At 65.9% G+C, this 17840-nt stretch carries 12 protein-coding genes; 10 read left to right on the forward strand and 2 right to left on the reverse strand.

The genetic code is table 11. The annotated features are described in order from the left end of the window. The first annotated feature begins 34 nt into the window (after positions 1-34). The 5 genes from ACLJEU_RS20095 to ACLJEU_RS20115 all read left to right on the forward strand — a co-directional run bounded on the left by ACLJEU_RS20095 (position 35) and on the right by ACLJEU_RS20115 (position 8991). A complete protein-coding gene (locus ACLJEU_RS20095; protein ID WP_414663147.1) occupies positions 35-1438 on the forward strand; it encodes a dipeptidase in 1404 nt (467 codons plus the stop codon). 383 nt (positions 1439-1821) lie between these two features. Further along, positions 1822-4776 (forward strand): DUF1553 domain-containing protein, encoded by a 2955-nt coding sequence (locus tag ACLJEU_RS20100; RefSeq protein WP_414663148.1) that lies wholly within the window; start codon positions 1822-1824, stop codon positions 4774-4776. A gap of 36 nt (positions 4777-4812) precedes the next feature. Further along, positions 4813-6099, forward strand: coding sequence for a DUF1501 domain-containing protein (locus ACLJEU_RS20105; RefSeq protein ID WP_414663149.1), 1287 nt, complete (start codon positions 4813-4815; stop codon positions 6097-6099). 139 nt (positions 6100-6238) lie between these two features. After that, positions 6239-8350 carry a sensor histidine kinase gene (locus ACLJEU_RS20110; protein WP_414663150.1) on the forward strand — a complete coding sequence of 704 codons (2112 nt, stop codon included), beginning with the start codon at positions 6239-6241 and terminating at the stop codon, positions 8348-8350. 8 nt (positions 8351-8358) lie between these two features. After that, the gene (locus tag ACLJEU_RS20115) at positions 8359-8991 is read left to right on the forward strand and encodes a response regulator (protein WP_414663151.1); all 633 of its coding nucleotides are present in this window, start codon (positions 8359-8361) and stop codon (positions 8989-8991) included. Between the two features lie 295 nt (positions 8992-9286). On the opposite strand, the gene ACLJEU_RS20120 is transcribed toward ACLJEU_RS20115, so the two are convergent. Continuing rightward, positions 9287-9919 (reverse strand): YceI family protein, encoded by a 633-nt coding sequence (locus ACLJEU_RS20120; RefSeq protein WP_414663152.1) that lies wholly within the window; start codon positions 9917-9919, stop codon positions 9287-9289. A gap of 59 nt (positions 9920-9978) precedes the next feature. Beyond that, positions 9979-10254: a hypothetical protein gene (locus ACLJEU_RS20125; RefSeq protein WP_414663153.1), complete on the reverse strand. Its 276-nt coding sequence runs from the start codon at positions 10252-10254 to the stop codon at positions 9979-9981. Between the two features lie 87 nt (positions 10255-10341). On the opposite strand from ACLJEU_RS20125, the gene ACLJEU_RS20130 reads away from it, so the two are divergent. The 5 genes from ACLJEU_RS20130 (at position 10342) to ACLJEU_RS20150 (ending at position 17808) form a co-directional block, all read left to right on the forward strand. After that, complete coding sequence (locus ACLJEU_RS20130; RefSeq protein WP_414663154.1) at positions 10342-11229, forward strand: LysR substrate-binding domain-containing protein; 888 nt, start codon at positions 10342-10344, stop codon at positions 11227-11229. 337 nt (positions 11230-11566) lie between these two features. After that, positions 11567-14572, forward strand: coding sequence for a TonB-dependent receptor (locus ACLJEU_RS20135; RefSeq protein WP_414663155.1), 3006 nt, complete (start codon positions 11567-11569; stop codon positions 14570-14572). A 474-nt stretch (positions 14573-15046) separates the two neighbouring features. Further along, positions 15047-15511, forward strand: coding sequence for a hypothetical protein (locus tag ACLJEU_RS20140; protein ID WP_414663156.1), 465 nt, complete (start codon positions 15047-15049; stop codon positions 15509-15511). A 74-nt stretch (positions 15512-15585) separates the two neighbouring features. After that, positions 15586-17010, forward strand: a complete 1425-nt coding sequence (locus tag ACLJEU_RS20145; RefSeq protein WP_414663157.1) for a Gfo/Idh/MocA family protein — start codon at positions 15586-15588, stop codon at positions 17008-17010. A 144-nt stretch (positions 17011-17154) separates the two neighbouring features. Further along, positions 17155-17808, forward strand: coding sequence for a galactose-binding domain-containing protein (locus ACLJEU_RS20150; protein WP_414663158.1), 654 nt, complete (start codon positions 17155-17157; stop codon positions 17806-17808). Positions 17809-17840: the final 32 nt, after the last annotated feature.

The raw sequence follows: 17840 nt of genomic DNA on the forward strand, positions 1-17840 counted from the left end.
GCAACCGTGAACTGAATCGCTCAACGCTTTCCCCATGCCTCCCGCACCGTCCGCCTCGATGTCCGTCCCGCCTGCTGCACCCGCCGACCGGCCGTCGCGCCGCACCTTCGTCAAGACGATCGCGAGCCTGCCGCTGCTCGGGGCGATCGGGCCGTTCAACGTCCACGTGCGCGCCGCGGATCAGCGCACGCCGTTCGCCTCGGACAATCCCGCGATCCTGCGCGCGCGCGCAGCCGCCCTCAGCATCCTCAAGCCGAGCGCCCGCGATCTTGACCATGGCTACCGGCTTCACGCCGAGTCCCTGGTGTTCGAGTCGTACGGCTTCGCGCCGCGGGCGGCGCTCGATGGCGCGAAGTTCAAGGCCGTGGCCGATGCAGGCGCGTCCGATCGCGAACTCGTCGACTTGCGCGAGGAGATGTCGATGACGCGCTGGGCCACGGATGCCGCCGAGCGGGAGGAGTTTCTTCACGCCATGCGCGCCGCGGGCGTCACATGCATCTTTCAGAACACCGGCGAGGAGGGCAGCGATCCGCTGCGGCTGATGAAACGCCTCGCGCGGTTCACGTTTGCCACGGATCTCGCGCCCGACGTGTGCGCGAAGGCCGGCAAGCCGGACGACATCGTCGCGGCCAAGAAGGCGAACCGGCATTGTCTCTATTTCACCACCAACGGCGTGCCGCTGCACCAGCAGTGGGACAACGTGCGCGACGAACTGCAGCACATCCGGATTTTCCAGGAGCTCGGCGTGCGGATGATGCACCTCACGTACAACCGCCGGAATCCGATTGGCGACGGCGCGGGCGAGCCGAATGACGGCGGGCTCAGCGATTTCGGCCACACCGTCGTGAAGGAGATGAATCGTCTCGGCGTGATCTGCGACGTCTCTCACTCCGGCTGGCGCACCAGCCTCGAAGCCGCAAAGGCGTCACGCCGGCCCATGGTGGCGAGCCACACGACCTGCGGCGGCGTGTATCAACATTTCCGCGGCAAACCCGACGAGACCGTGCGGGCGATCTGCGACACCGGCGGCCTGATCGGCATCTGCTGCATCTCGCGTTTCATCGGCGGTGCCGGCGACATCGCGGCGTTCCTCGATCACATCGATTACGCGGTGAAGAAATTCGGCGCCGACCATGTCGCGATCGGACCCGACATCAGCCACACCTCGCGGCACGAACCGGCGGAACGCGCGAAAGTCACGGCCCGCGCCAATGGCCGATCGCCGCTCGCCGCCACCGGCCCGCGCTGGGAGCATCTCTGGCCCGTGGATACGTACACGGCCACGCCGCACGCCGTACAATCGATCGCGTGGACGAACTGGCCGCTGTTCACTGTCGGCCTCGTGCAGCGCGGCCACAGCGACGAGACGATTCGGAAGATTCTCGGTGAAAACGCCCTCCGGGTGACGCGCGCCAATTGGGGCGAGAAAGCGGTCTAATACCAATCGCTGCTTGCTTTTGGACTTCTGGATCGATCGTGGCTACGAGCGCCAGCGAGTAGTCGTTCGGCCACTCGCTGGCGCTCGCAGCCACGGCTAAACTCCAAAGGCAAAGAGCGCTTGGCATAACGCCGGTTCACTTGAACTGGTGCCGCTGTGGGCCCTCCCCCCGCAATTTGATTCGATCCTGCCAATCCGCGGGGTGAGGGCACCCCGCCGGCATCCACCACCGGCGACATTTTTTCGTTGGTTGCGAGCGTCCGCGCCCACGCGCGCAAGCCCGCCCCGCCGGGTTTCCGCCGCTGCACGAAAGTGGGATGTCGCCGGGCGTGAAGTTCGCGCCGGGCGGCGTTTGGTGATGATGTTACCCGTCTCCACCCGCCATGGTTCGTCTCCCCCGCCTGATCCTCTGCCTCTTTCTTGTCGCTGCCTTCGCCGACGCCGCTCCGGCGGGCGCGGGCCAGGTGACGGTGGAAATCTGCGAGAACGAGGTGCCGCGCACCGGCAGCTGGCCGGCGACGACGCTGGCGGCCACGGAGTCATTCCAGGAGGATGCCTTCGGCCTGTTCGAACTGCCGCAGAAATACATTTCGACCGGCGTGCGCGCGGATCGCGCGTTTCCGACGCTGGTGCGGGCCTCGGCCACCGTGACGCTTCCCGCCGGCAAGCACCGCCTCCTGCTGCGTTCGCGCGGCGCCGCGCGGCTGATGGTCGCTGGTCGGGTCGTGCTTGAAACGCCGTTTGATCAACCCCGTCAGTTCGCCGTGGGCAACGCCGGCGAGTTGCCCGTCGAGGAGCAGAACGCGTTTCTCGATCTTGGTCCCGGCTATCGCTTCGCCCCGCCCGGCAATCGCGAGGTGTGGGGCGAGGTGGAGTTTGCGGGCGGCGCCGGCGTGCCGGTCGTCCTCGAAACGCTCCTCGGCGGCATCGAACCCAAAAGCAAGAAACCCTTCCGGCCCGAACTGGGCGAAACCGTCGTCGCGATCGCGCTCGCCGGCACCGCGGAGTGGAAACTCCTCGCGCCCTCGGGCGCCGGCCTGCCGTACACCGATCAAGCCTGGGCGGCGTACACCGCCGAGCGCCGGCTGCGTTTCGACGCGATGGACACGGCGGCCCGCGCCGCACGGCGCACGGAGCATGCCGGCTATTGGAATCGCCGCCGCGACGCCGCGACCGCCTGGCTGGCGTCGACTCCGCACGAGCCCGTGCCGGCCCTGCCCGCCGGGTATCCGGAATTCAATGCCATCGATCGTTTCCTCGGCGCCCGCATCGCCCGCGTCGTGGCGGACTACGAGCCCGTGAAGCAAAAGGGCGGCGTCGATTATCACCGCGAGATCAAGCCGATCCTCGAGGCGCACTGCTACAGCTGCCACCAGGGCACGAAGGTGAAGGGCGAGCTCCGGCTCGACGATCTCGCGGCCGCGTTGAAGGGCGGCGCCGGCGACGGCCCGGCGATCGTGCCGTTCAAGCCCGACGAAAGTCCGCTGTTGAAACGCATCACGCACACCGACCCGGAGGAAGTGATGCCGGCCAAGGGCGACCGGCTGCCCGCCGCTGATATCGCGCTGCTGCGCCGTTGGATCGCGGAAGGCGCCCGCTGGCCGGAATTTTCGAGCGAGGGCCTCAAGCTCACGCCGCTCACCGACGACCTCGCCTTCCTGCGCCGCGTCACGCTCGACACCATCGGCCTCACGCCCGCCGAGCCGGACGTGAACGCGTTCCTCGCCGATCGCTCGCCGGACCGCCGCACGCGCGTGATCGACCGGTTGCTGGCCGACCCCCGCTGGGCCGATCACCAGATGGGTTACTGGCTCGATGTGCTCGCGGAGAATCCGAACCTGATCAACCCGACGCTGAACAACACCGGCCCGTTCCGCTGGTGGCTGTATGAGTCGATCAAGGACAACAAGCCGCTCGATCTCTTCGTGACCGAACTCATCCGGCTCGAGGGAAGCGAACGCTTCGGCGGCCCGGCGGGTTTCGGCGTCGCGACGCAGAACGACGTGCCACTCGCCGCGAAGGGCATCATTCTCAGTTCGGCGTTTCTCGGCGTGGAGATGAAGTGCGCGCGCTGCCACGACGCCCCGACGCACGAGTCGAAGCAGATCGAGCTCTTCCAGATCGCTGCGATGCTCGCGACCAAACCGATCAAGGTGCCGGTCACAAGCAGCGTCGCGCTCGAGCATCTGCGCGTGGGCGGACGCGAGCCGATGATCCAGGTGACGCTCTCGCCCGGGACGACCGTGCCGCCGGCGTGGCCGTTCGCGAAATTCTGTGACGCCGCGACCGCCGCCACGCTCGCCGAGAATCCGCAGAGCACCCGCGACACGCTCGCGGCGGCCATCACCGCGCCGCAGAACGAACGTTTCGCCCAGGTGATGGCCAACCGCATCTGGCAGCGTTTCATGGGCCGCGGCATCGTCGCGCTCGTCGGCGACTGGGAGAAGTCCACCGTCACGCATCCCGAGTTGCTGCGCTGGCTCGCCCGCGAACTGGTCCGTTCCGGCTACGATATGAAGGCGGTCGCCCGCCTCATCCTGACCTCGCACGCGTATCAGCGCGCCACGGACGCCACGCTCACGGAAACCGGCCCGCTCTTCGCCGCGCCCGCGCCGCGTCGCATCCAGGCCGAGCAGCTCGTCGATTCCTATTTCGCCGCCACCGGCAAGCCGTTCGTGCTCGAGCAGGTGAACCTCGACCTCGACAGCGTCCGCACCATCGACAACGCGCTCGACCTTGGTCGGGCGAGCCGGGCGTGGATGCTGGCCTCGACCTCGAACGAACGCGATCGCCCAAGCCTGATGCTCCCGCGGATTCAGGCCGTGGCCGAGGTCATGGAAGTGTTCGGCTGGCGCGGCGCGCGACCCGACGCCGCCAGCGGCGTGCGCGATGTCGGCGCGAATGTCCTGCAGCCCGCGTTGCTCTCGAACGGTACGATGATGACGTGGCTCACGCGGTTGAGCGACGACCACGGCCTCACGCAGTTCGCGCTCGAAACTCAGCCGCTCGATCAGTTCATCGATCGTCTCTTCCTGCGCCTGTTCACGCGCCCGCCGACGGCCGAGGAACGGACGTTCTACGCGAAGTCGCTGCGCCCCGGCTACGAGCAGCGCGTGGTGAAACTGAACGCGGATCCGACGCCGCCGCCCGCGCGCCGGAAATTCGTCGCGTGGTCCAACCACATGAAGAGCGAGGCAAACTCGCTGCGCCTCGAGGAGGAGGCCGCGGCCCGTCGCGGGGACACGCCGACCACCCGCCTCGACCCCGACTGGCGCCGCCGCTTCGAAGACGTCGTGTGGGCGTTGCTCAACGCGCCGGAATGGGCGTATGTGTTGTAAAATCACCGTGCTGATCACGAACCCTTTGATCACCCCATGAATCGCCGCACATTTCTTTCCCACGCCGCCACGGTCGCGGCGGCCGCCTCCCTGCCCGCCGGACTGCGCGCGGCCGAATCGGCGCGCATTGTCTCGCATCCGAAAGGCAAGGCCGAGCACTGCATCTTCATCTGGCTCGGCGGCGGCATGTCGCAGATCGACACCTTCGATCCGAAGCGCCGCGGCAACTCCAAGACGAAGCCGGCGCTCGCGGGGACCGACTACGATCTGATCGACACGGCGGTGCCCGGCGTGCGTTACACCGAGCATCTGGCGAAGACCGCGCGGCTGGCTGATCGCGTGACCGCGGTTCGCACCGTCAATCACACGCTCGGCATCGAGCACGCGCTCGCGACGAACTTCGTGCACACCGGCCGGCCCGTCAGCGGCAGCACGATCTATCCGTCCGTCGGTTCGGTAGTCGCGCACCAGCGCGGCGCGGTCAGCGACAAGGTGCCCGCGTACATGGTCATCGGTTATCCGAGCGTGAGCCGCGGACCGGGCTTTCTCGGGGCGCGTCACGGCTACATTTATCTCGTCGACACCGAGTCCGGTCCGGCGGGCTTCACGCCGCAGGACGGCATCGACGTGGCGCGGGCCGCGGAACGCCAGCGGCTGCTCGCGCCGTTCCAGCACCGCTCGCCGGAAGGGTCCTCGATTGGTGAATACGAGGAAGCCCAGCGGGAGGCGCTGCGCCTCGCCGGTCCGGGCTTCATGCGCAACTTCAAGCTCGGCGAGGAGCCGGGCTCGCTCCGCCAGAGTTACGGCGGCGAATTCGGCCAGCGCTGTTTGCTCGCGCGCCGGCTCGTGCAGGCGGGCGTCCGCTTCATCGAGGTCTCGCACAATCTGAACTTCATCAACGGCGCGGGCTGGGACACCCACAACGCGGGCCAGCTGAACCAGCACGTGCTGATCCAGGAACTGGATACGGCGATCGCCGCGCTGATCACGGACCTCGAGACCAAGGGGCTGCTCGACAAGACGCTGATCGCGATCGGCACGGAGTTCGGCCGGCCCGGGCAGTTCGACGGCGGCGGCGGCCGCGGCCACCAGTCGGCGGCGTTTTCCCTCGTGCTGGCGGGTGGCGGACTGAAGCACCGCGGTGCTTACGGCGAAACCGACGCCCTTTCCGGCAAGCCGGTGGCCCAACCGGTATCCGTGCCCGACTTCCACGCGACGATCTACGCGGCGCTCGGCATCAACCCGTCGAAGGATCTCGTGAGCGCGTCGCGGCCCGTGCCGATCACCGATGGCGGCAAACCGATCGCCGCGTTGTTCGGTTGAGCGGGAACGCAGCTCTCGTCCAGGGGCGCGCGCAGTGCGCCGGTTCCGTCCTGATGCCGGCCGGGGGCCGGCGCTCCCAGTCCTTGTGCGGCCGCACTCCAGCGTTGCCTCGCCTGCCCGGCGGGGTGTCCATCGCAGCGTGAACCGCGCGCGTTCCTGTCTCGTTCTGTTCGCCCTCGTGCTGGCCGGCACGGTGGAGCTGCGCGCGCAGGAACGGGTGCTCACGAAGGCCATTGAGGTGCGTTCGCTTTCTCCCGCCGAGGCCGAGCAGGGCATCCCGGTGCGGTTGCGCGGCGTGGTGGTGTTTGTTGAGAGCGTCTCCGCGATCTTCGTGCAGGACGAGACGTCCACGGCATTCTTCCGGCTCGCGCCGTCGGTCCCGCGCCCAAACGTCGGCGACGAGATCGAGCTCACGAGCACGACGCGCATGGGCCTCTACCTGCCGGGGCTCGCCGACACGCATTATAAACTCATCGGACGGCGCGAACTGCCTCCAGGCATCCCGGTCCTTTACGACGACTTGTATTTTGGCCGCTATCATTACCAGCGGGTTTCGGTCGAGGGCATCGTGCGCTCGGTACGACCGGGTCCGCCGGACAAAAGCGTGCTGCGCCTCGCCATTGGGTCGCGCGTGATGGACGTGCGCGTCGAGGCCCCGCCGCCGACCGAGGGTTCGCTCGTCGATCACCGGGTGCGGATCACCGGACTCGCTGCCGGCTTGATCAACGCCCCGCGCCGGCAACTCGTGCAGCCGTCGCTGCGCGTCATCGATTGGACCGAGGTGAAGATCCTCGCGCCCGCCCCGCCGGCCGCGGACGCGCCGCAGATTTCCGCCGAGGCGCTGCTCGCGTTTCGCGTCGACGGCCTGGGCGAGCAGCGCGTCCGGATCGAGGGCGTCGTGTCCGCCGCCTTCGGCGACGATCAGGTCGTGCTCCAGCAGGGCACACGCGCCTTCGCCGTGCGCTTCGGGCGTCCGGCTGCGCTGGCGCCCGGCGATCAGGTCACCATCGTGGGCTTCCCTTCGATGGAACGTTTCAGCGCCTCCGTCGTCGACGCCGAGCTGCTCGCGCGCACGCCCGGCGAGGCGCCCGCGCCAATCAGCGTCGACTCGCTCGAGGAGCTTTACGGCAGGCCCAACGACCAGCAGCCGGGCAAGCACGACGGACAACTCGTGCGGGTCACCGCGATTGTGCGCGACGCCTTCAAGAGCGAGGAAGGCACGACGCTGTTGCTGCAGGGCGGCCAGCGCACGGTGCAAGCCCGCGTGCCCGACGGCACCGACGTTCCACCGCAGGGGGCGAAGGTGAGGATCGCCGGCATCTGCCAGGTTGAAACCGCGATCTCCGGCTCCGGTTTCCAAAGCCGTCCGGGCCTGGTCAGTCTGCGCTCCATGTCGGCGTCGGATCTCGAAGTATTGAGCCGGCCGCCGTGGTGGACGCCGCGACGGCTCAGCACGATGCTGGCGGCGTTGGGTGGACTCATCCTGGTGGCGGGCCTTTGGATCGCGGTGTTGCGCCGACAGGTCCGACGCCAGACCGCGGCGCTGCGCCATCGCATCGAAGCGGAAGCGGCGCTGGAGGAACGCCAGCGCATCGCGCGCGAGTTTCACGACACGCTCGAGCAGGAGCTCGCGGGCGTGACCCTGCGCCTAGATGCCCTGGCCACGCGCATCAGCGACGAAAAGGGCCTCGGGCTCGTCGCCGCTTCGCGCAATCTCGTCTCGCGCATCCAGGTGGAAACGCGCGACCTGATTTCCGATTTGCGCGACGACGCCGAAACCGCCGGTGACCTCGCCGCCGCGCTGGCGGCCGTCGCCGCGCGGCATTCGAGCGATGGCGACGTCGACGTGCGCCTCGAGAGCCGGACGGCGCTACCACCGCTCCCCGCGACCACGGTCCACGATCTGCGGATGATGGCGCGCGAGTCGGTGAACAACGCCCGCAAACACGGCCGCGCGTCCCACGTCGTGATCGACGTGGAGGCGACCGCAGATCGACTGGTGTTGCGCATCCTCGACAACGGCTGCGGGTTTGACGCCGCCACGGCGGTGCACGGCAAGCGCGGACACTTCGGCTGCGCGGGCATCCGCGAACGCGGCCGCAAGATCGGCGCGGAGGTCACGTGGCAGAGTTCGCTGCAGAAGGGCACGACCGTCGCAATCACCCTGCCGCTCACCCCCTGGGATCAACCGCCGGGCCCGCGTCGCGTCAACGTCGACGCCTCCGCCGCGCCCCGCCTGCAGGAAACGTGAACCACGCCATGGCCGACACTCCGCTCACCGTTCTCATCGTCGACGACCACTTCGTGGTAAGGAGCGGCCTGGCCGCCTCGCTTGAACTCGACGAGACGATCGCGGTCGTTGGTGAAGCCGAGCGCGGCGAGGACGTCATCGCCGCGTACCAGCGTCACCGGCCGCGCGTCGTCCTGATGGATTTGCAGCTGCCCGGCATGAGCGGCATCGCCGCCACGGCGGCCTTGCGCGCGCATGACAGCGCGGCGCGCGTGTTGATCTTTTCGACCTTCGCCCGCGACGACGAAATCCAGGCGGCCCTCGACGCCGGCGCGCTCGGTTACCTGCAAAAGTCCGCCTCTCGCGACGAACTGCTCACCGCGTTGCGCACGGTGGGACAGGGCAAACGCCTCCTGCCACCGGACATCGCGCGCCGGCTGGCGGCGTTGCGCCTCGGCCCGGCCATCACGCCGCGCGAGCGGGAAATTCTCGGGCTGATCGCCGCGGGCCGCGCCAACAAGGAAATCGCCGCGACCCTCGCCGTGTCCGAGGACACCGTGAAACGCCACGTCAGTCACATCCTCGAAAAACTCGACGTGAACGATCGCGCGCAGGCGACCGCCGAGGCGATTCGCCGCGGGATCGTGAAGATGGGCGAGTGAAGCGAGGCCGGACCGTTCGCGCGCCCAAAAACGAAACGGTTGAAAGCGCCGGCCAAGGCGTCACTGCCCGACCCGCGCTTTCAACCGTGAGGAAATCCAAACCCTAAATTCCGCAGTTGGAATTGAACCACAAAGGCGCAGAGGCCACCGAGAAATCCGCTTGAGGAAATAGCGTCTGGCAAAAGGAACTCACCCTCAGGGTGAAACCGGCTTTAATCCGTTTCTCAGTTTTTCCTCCTCTGTGCTTTTGTGCCTCTGTGGTTCAACTGCGGATCTTGGGATGAATGAGCCGTGCTCAGCTGCGCGGTGACGCGCCGGCGATGCTGAGCGACAGGCTGATCGATTCTGCCACCTTGTCGGTCATCTCGCCGGCCTTGATGCCGAAGTCGCTGCGGTTGATCTGGAAGTTCGTGCGCAGCACGAGCAGATCGCCCTTCACCTTCGCGTCACCCACGCGGGCACCGAGCTTGTCGGCGAGATAGGTGAGCGTCACGGGTGCCGTCACGTCCTTAGTGATGCCCTTCACGGTCAGGCGACCGGTGACGTCGGCCAGAATCTGGCCACCCTGGTTGCGAACATTCTTGAGCGCGACGGCCTCGAACACGATCGAGGGAAACTGCGCGACATCCAGCCACTGGTTGCTGCGGAGATGTTCACCCATCATCGAATTGCCGACCGTGAGGGTGGCGGCATCGAGCACGATGCGGCCCGTGGTGGCCTCGGGTTTGGCGGCGTCGAAGGACACCGTGCCGGAGATGCCCGTGGCGGTGCCGGTGATGGACTCGAGCGGAGCGTCGAGCTTGAACTGGACGTTGTTGACGCCTTTCGGGTCCTTGAAGTCAAAGGCACGCGGAGCGGCCTGGAGGGAAAGAGCGGAAACGCCAAGGGCGGCCGCGACGGCAAACGAGGTGCGGAGGGATGTGTTCATGTGAAATGCTGTTTCTAGCGGTGACGGTGAGTGGGAAACGAAAAGGCCGGAGCGCGGCGTCAGGCGGCCTGGGGCGCGCGGCGCGGAATGAAACTCACGCCGGCGAGCACCGCGGCGAGCGCTGCGCCGATGAGCGGAACTTCGATGCCCGGATCGAACGTCGCGTGACGCACCGGAAAATCGATGCCGGTGATGTCGTCGCGCTGCATGGTCACGGCGCTGGTCTGGGTCCAGCCGACACGGGCGCCGGAGGCGGCCCAGACGCCGACGCCGCCCAGAAGGACGGCGATGGCGGCGACCCGGAGGCCGCGGCTGAAGGAGGTGTTCGTTTTCATGGGGCCGACGATATCATCGAAAGCGGGCGCGGCCTACTGCGCAGGACGGCTTGCCGCCATGCGCGATTCGCATAACCGTGCGGACGCTTGAACCTCGAACTGATCCGATCGTTTTTTTCCATCGCCGAGCAGGGCAGCCTCAATAAGGCGGCGGAACGCATGCGCGTCTCGCAGTCGACGCTCACCCGTCAGATGCAAACCCTCGAGCACGAGATTGGCGGCCGGCTGCTCGAACGTGGCGCCGGCGGCGTGGCGCTGACAGCGGCGGGCCACGTGCTGGCGGACGGCATGCGGCCGGTGCTCGGGTCGTTTGACCGCGTGATCGATGCGACGCGCAAGCTCGCGTGCGGCAAGACCTCGTTGTTGCGCGTCGGCTATCTCATGTCGGCCGCGGCGGATTATCTCCATCCGGCGCTGGCGGCGTTGCGCAAGGCCCATCCGGAGGTGAAGGTGACGCTGCTCGATATGTCGCCCGGCGAGCAGATCCGGGCCTTGCGCAAAGGCGAACTCGACATCGCGCTGATTGGCCATGCGGGCACGTTTCTCGCGCGCGAATTCTTCGTGCGGCGGCTGGCGTCGCTGCCGGTGGTCGTCGCCCTCAGCGCCCACCACGCGCTCGGTGCGGCGCCCGCGGTGCGGCTCCGTGATCTGAAAGGCGAGATGTTTGTCGGTGCGCCCGACAGCGACATGCCCGGGCACAACCAGTGGATCCGCCATCTGTGCCGCCGCGCGGGCTTCCGTCCGCGGTTCGTGCAGGACGCCGACAGTCTCGCCCACGGGCTTTCCACGATCGTGACCGAGGATGCCATCGGCTTGATGCCGGCGTACGCGACGCGCCATCCGGTGCCGGGCGTGGTGTTCCGGCCGTTGCAGGACGCGTCGGCGAAGTGGGACTTGGTCGTGGCCTGGCAGCGCGGGAAAAGTTCGCCGCCGCTGCGCGTGATGCTCGACGAGCTCGGCAAGACTCCCGCGTAACCGGCCAGCGCGATCGCCGCCGCCCGTCGCAATCCAGGTTGCAACCGCGGCAGTGGCTCGCGAATCACGCGAAGCGACGCGAATGACGGGCACGAAAAGAAGCCTTCTTTCGCGGCTGAATCCACATCGAGTGGGTCCATTCCACTCTTCGGCTGAAATTCGTCCGGGTTCGCGTGATTCGCGGGAGGTTGAAGTCAGGCCGCGAGGGTTCCGCCCGCATCCGCACGAAAGTGGGATACCTGCGGGCGTGATGCGGATCAGCGCGCCCGTTTCCCTGCGCCCAGCTCTGGCCGGCGCTCCCGCGCGCCACCCACCCACCCCGAGCGGTCCCTTCCCCATGCGTCTCACCCTTATTGTCCGCATTTGCAGCGTTGTCGGCACCCTGCTGCTGTCGCAGCTCGCCCACGCCCAAACCAGCGCCACCGGCACGATCACCGGACGCGTCCTCAATCCGGCGAACGGCGAATACGTGCGCAACGCGCAGATTCGCGTCGAAGGCACCGCGCTCTCGGCCTCATCGGAGGACGGCGGTCTTTACCTGATCACCGGCGTGCCCGCGGGACCGGCCACCATCACGGTCACCTACACCGGATCACAACCGGCGAGCGCCAAGGTCAATGTGACCGCTGGCGGCACCGTGACGCGCGACTTCGAGCTGACCAGTGCGCTGGAGGCCGGAAAAGGCACCGGCGACAGCCCCATCAAGTTGACGGCGTTCAAGGTCTCGAGCGAACGCGAGGGCAACGCGAAGGCGATCATGCAGCAGCGGAATTCGATGAACATCACGAACAGCGTCGCGTCCGACGTGTTCGGTGACGTCGCCGAGGGCAACGTCGGTGAGTTCCTCAAGCACATGCCGGGCGTCGAGCTCGATCTCGTGCAGGGCGAGATCCGCACCATCCGCCTGCGCGGCCTCGATTCCGAATACACGCAGGTCACGCTCGACGGCGTGTCACTCGCGAGCGCCGACGCCAACGCCGGCGCGGCGGGCAATGCGCGCGCGTTCAGCTTTGAGCAGGTGTCGCTCAGCAGCATGGAGTCGATCGAAGTGTCGAAGACCATCAGCGCCGACGTCGACGCGAACGCCCCGGCCGGCACGATCAATCTCAAGACCAAGCGCGCCTTCGATCTCACACGCCGCCGCGTGTCGGCCCAGGCCAACCTCACGGCCTTCTCGACGCGGTTCAACTTCGACGACTCCTACGGCCCCGACGATCGCAAGTCCCGCAAGCTGCACCCAGGCGGAATTTTTGACTACTCGGATGTGTTCTTCAACCGACGCCTCGGCATCAATCTGAACATCAGCGAATCGATGGCGTACTCGGCGAACGCGCGCACCACGATGACGTACAACTACACGCCGACCGCGGCGGATCCGCGTCCGGTGGTGCCGACAGCGATCAATTTCCTGCACGCGCCGCGCACGAACCGCCGCTCGACGGTGAACTTCACCGCCGACTACAGGGCCTCGTCCCGCCTCGTGCTCTCGCTCGGCCTGCTCTATAATTACGCCGACCTGAACAACCCGCAGCGCTCGCTCACGTTCAACACCGGCGCGCGCAACACCGTGACGGGCGCGGATCCGCTCCTGAGCTTCACGACGACCGCACCAGCGGCGAACGTGGTGTCGAATCCCGCGGCCATCGTGAAACTCGGCCAGACGCTCACCGCGCTGCCGCGCTTCGAGTACCGCGCCGGCAATTTCACCCTCGAGGGCAAGTTCGCCGGTTCCAATTCGATCAGCTGGTACGATCCCCGCGGCCGCCGCGGTTCCATGCGCGATGCCGGCGGCCCGACGCTCACCGGGTTGACGTACACGGCGCGGCGTTCGTCGCTCAAGAGCGTTGACTGGAAAGTGGTCCAGACCGGCGGGCCCGACATGGACAACGGCGCTAACTACACCAATCCCACCGTTACGATCGATGACGGACGTTATGCACTGACCGACGTGTACAGCGGCGAGTTCATCGGCACGCTCCGTACGAATAAATTCCTGCCGATCATCTGGAAGGCGGGCGTCAAACGCCGGTACGAAATCCGCGATTTCCGCCTCGATACGGAGTCGCTGCGTTTCAACCTCAACGGTGCCGGGGCCGCGGGCGCGTGGGCGGGCTACAAGTCGCCGTTCGACTTCGACATGGGCGCGACCAACACCGACTCCAGCATCAAGTCCATCGGCGGCGGCACCGTGTGGATGCCTGACCTCGTGCGCATGGGCACGTACTACCGCGAGAACCAGAACAACTTCACCCAGTCGATCACCGCGGCGAATTTCTACAACGCCTTCATCGGTAACCGGCGCAATTACGAGGAGACGATCGACGCCGGCTTCCTGATGGGCACGACGACGATCGGCAAACTGGTGCTTCGCGCCGGCCTGCGCCGCGAAGAAACGAGCACCGACTCACTTGAGTTCAATCCGCGTTCGGTCAACGAACTCGCCGCCGCTGGTTTCGCGGAAACCGCCGGGCGCGCGACCACGATCGACGGCCTGAAGTATCAATTCTTCTCCAAGCCGAAGGTTCACCGCGAGAGCGGTTACAACAACATGTTCCCCAGTGCGTCGGTGAAATATAAAATCAACCAGAACTTCGACGCGCAGATCGGCTTCAGCTCGACGATTCGCCGCCCGACGTTTCGCGATGTCGCGGGCGTGTGGGTGATCAACGACGACAATCTCACGGTGAGCGCGCCGAACACGGCATTGAAGCCCGAGACGTCGAAGAACCTCGCGGCCCGCCTCGCATATTATTTTGAGCCGGTCGGCATCCTCGCGATCAATGTCTACCAGAACAACGTCAAGGGCCTGTTCATCACCAACCGGCTCACCGCGCAGGAATTCGGCTACCAGGGCGACATCGATCTCTCGAACTACGAGTTCATCACGACGACCGCGAGCGTCAATGACGTCACGGTGCGCGGCATGGAGCTCGAATACAGCCAGAGTCTTTCGTTCCTGCCCCAGCCGTTCAAGGGGCTCAATGTCCGCGCGAGCTACACGCGCAGCTATGCGAGCATCCCGAAGGCGAACATGATTCCGCACTCCATCAACGCGGGCCTCAGCTACGGTTACCGGCGGTTCAATGTGTACTCCTCGCTGAACTGGCGGGACAACTATCCCACGACGATCACGGGCAACCCGCGGTTCTATCGTCACCGGGCCAACATCGACGTCGGCGGCGGCTACCGCATCACGGACCGCATCAATGTCTTTTTCGCCGCGCGCAATCTCTTCAACGAGCCGTACCTCATCATGGAGAAAGTGGGCGCCAACGCCCCTGCCGTGCAATTCTACGAGGTCAACGGCACGAACTGGACCTTCGGCGTGAAGAGCACGTTCTAAGCGGGAACCCAGATAAAGCACCTCCCGCGAATCACGCGAACAGACGCGAATGTCAGAGTAAAAAGCCCTCGCTGCCTTGATCGACGTTCAAGGCGGGGTGAGGCCACATTGCGCTCTCGCGTCATTCGCGTTCATTCGCGTGATTCGCGGGCAACCCGGCCGGGCGTTTTGACGTCCGGCTTTTTGTTTTGGGCGAACCCAGATTCGGATTCTCTGCTTATACCCATCTTCACCGCGGCGCATTTCTCAGTCGCGGGCAAGGTAAGGCTGGACCGTTCCGGTCAATCGACGGTAGAAGCTCGATACGGCCTTGCCAACCGCTTCCGTTCTCAGCCAGAAATTTCGTTCCCCGCCATGCGTCCACCGCCGACTCTGCGCCGTACTTTTTCCAGGTGCGCCGCGCTGTCGCCGGGGGTCGTTCTGGTGCCAGCCTTCCCGGTCTAGTTGTAACGTTTCCCTTTCACTCGCCCCGTAATGAACGACTCCTCCACTCATTCCTCCTCGACCAGCTCTCGCCCCGAATACACCGGCGCGTTCCTCCTGCTCCGGCTCTTCCTGGGCCTGCGGACGCTGCTTGCCGGCATCGAGAAATTCGAGGCGAACAAGAGCTTCTCGTTCTCGAACTACACCGAGAACATGACCCGCATGGCCACGGGCATCAGCAACTACTCCCTGATCCCGCTCTGGGCCGCGAAGATGTTCGCCCTGTCGCTCGGCTTCATGCTGGTGGCCTTCGGCGCCGGCATCCTCTTCGGCATCAAGACCCGCGCGTCGCTGTTCCTCGGCGGCCTGGTGTACGTCAGCCTCGGCTTCGGCCTCATGTCGGTGCAGGAAGGCGAAGGCGTCGCCTGGATCGGCATGCAGGTGCTGATGTTCGCGGTGGCGCTCATTTACTGCCGCCACAACCGCTTTGCGCTGGTGAGCGATAAGAATGACTGAGTCGTCAGGCCGAATCTTCCCAACCGTCTGCGCGTCATTCCGACCGTAGCGACGAATGACAGACCACCCGTCCCATGTCTGAACTTTTCTCCTCCTCTCCCCTTACGCGTCGCGGTTTCCTGAGTTCGAGCGCGAAGCTCGGCGCCGTCATCGCCGCCGCCCCGTACATTGCCCGCGGCGCGGACGTGGGCGCGGCGCCCAACGCCGACACCATCAACGTCGCGCTCATCGGCTGCGGCGTCGAAGGCCTCATTCTCACGAATGCGATGCTGCCGATCCCGGGCATCCGCTTCAAGGCGGTCTGCGACATCTGGCCGTACAATCTCAACCGGTCCGCCCGTCTCCTGCAGAAGTACAATCACGAGGCCAAGCCGTTCGAGGACTACAAGGAGATGCTCGCCACGGTGAAGGAAATCGACGCGGTGGTGATCGCCACGCCGGATTTCATGCACGCCGAGCACACCAATGCGGCGTTGAAGGCCGGCAAGCACGTCTACTGCGAGAAGCTGATGTCGAACACGGTCGAGGGCGCGCGCTCGATGGTGCTCACGGCCCGCGAGACCAAGAAACTCCTCCAGATCGGTCACCAACGCCGGAGCAATCCGCGCTACCAGCACGCCCGCGACAAGATTGTGCGCGGCGATCGCCTGCTCGGCCGGGTCACCAACATTTCCGGCCAGTGGCATCGCGCGGTCACCGACGATTTCGGCGTGCCGAAGGGCCAGGAGATTCCGGACGCCAAGCTCGCCAAGTATGGCTACGCCAACATGCACGAGTTCCGCAATTGGCGCTGGTTCAAGAAATATGCCGGCGGCGTGGTGTCCGACTTGGGCGCCCACCAGATCGACATCTACAACTGGATGCTCGGCGCCAATCCCCGCATGTGCATCGCGAGCGGCGGCGTGGACTACTACAAGACCCACGAGTGGTACGACAACGCGATCGGCATCTACGAGTACCCGACCAAGGAAGGCATCGTCCGCGCCACCTACGAGGTGCTCACCACGACGAGCGCCGGCGGCGGTTACCATGAGTATTTCATGGGCGACGAGGGCGCGCTCAAGATGTCGGAGAACCCCAAGTTCACGAAGATCTATCGCGAAGCCCGCGCCCCGGAGTGGGACGATTTCGTCACCAAGAAGCTCATCTCGCGTCCGGACTCGGGCGAAGGCGCCACCGCCGGCCTGAAACCCTGGGACAAGCCGCGCCAACGCATGGCCATGCCGTCCAAGGTCCCGACCGGCGCCGCCGCCGGCGGTCCGGCCAAGGTCGACGTGCGCGAGACGGCGCAGCTCTCCGCTTGGGACATCCCGGTCACCCTCGACAAGGCGATTCACCAGCCGCACTTGGAGAACTTCTTCAACGCCATGAAAAAGGGCGAGGCGCTCAACTGCCCGGCCGAGGAGGCGTTCGCCAGCGCCGTCACCGTGCTCAAGGTGAACGAAGCCATCGCCGCCCAGAAGATGCTGACGTTTGCCCCTGGCGATTTCGTGGTTTGATTCCGCAGGCGAAACCAGCGCATTCCTCACTTTTGCGGGAATGTGCTGAATTTCACCCCGCGGCGATGCGTCCCACCGCAACTGCCAGAAAATTAGTGTTCAATCGTGACCATTCGTGGTTCAAACCAAAGTCCTTTTCCCAACATGCTCCCTCGCTCCCTCACCCTCGCTCTCACCGCTCTCGCGCTCGCGGCTTCCGCTGGCGCCGCCGACGTCCCGCTGAAGGTTGAATACCCGAAGCCGCTGTTCGCCGGCACGCCCCGTCCGATTTCCCTGGCCAATCTCGAAGCGGCCAACACGAAGCGCGCCGACATCATGGTGTCGGCCGACGTCAAGCTGCTCTCGAAGGGCAAGACGGTCACCAGCAGCGACGCCCTGCCGGTCATCGGCGAGCTCACCTACCTGACCGATGGCGACAAGACCGGCATCGACGGCGCCTACGTGGAGCTCGGGCCCGGCGTGCAATGGGTGCAGGTTGATCTCGGTGCCACGGCGAAAGTCGCAGCGGTCGCGGTCTGGCACTTCCACTCACAGGCCCGCGTGTACCACGACGTCATCATCCAGGTTTCCGACGACAAGGATTTCAAGAAGGGCGTCACCACGATCTTCAACAACGACGACGACAATTCCGCCAAGCTGGGCAAGGGCAGCGACAAGTCGTACGTGGAAACGAACCACGGCCGCATCCTCGAAGCCAAGGGCGCCGCGGGTCGCTACGTCCGCCTCATCAGCAACGGCAACACCTCCGACGAGCTGAACCACTACTGCGAAGTCGAGGTTTTCGGCACGATGAAGTAAGGGTCCGTACAATTTTAGAACAAAAGCCGGAG

Source organism: Terrisphaera buseokensis (genome assembly GCF_047521145.2).
GTDB lineage: Bacteria > Verrucomicrobiota > Verrucomicrobiia > Opitutales > Opitutaceae > ER46.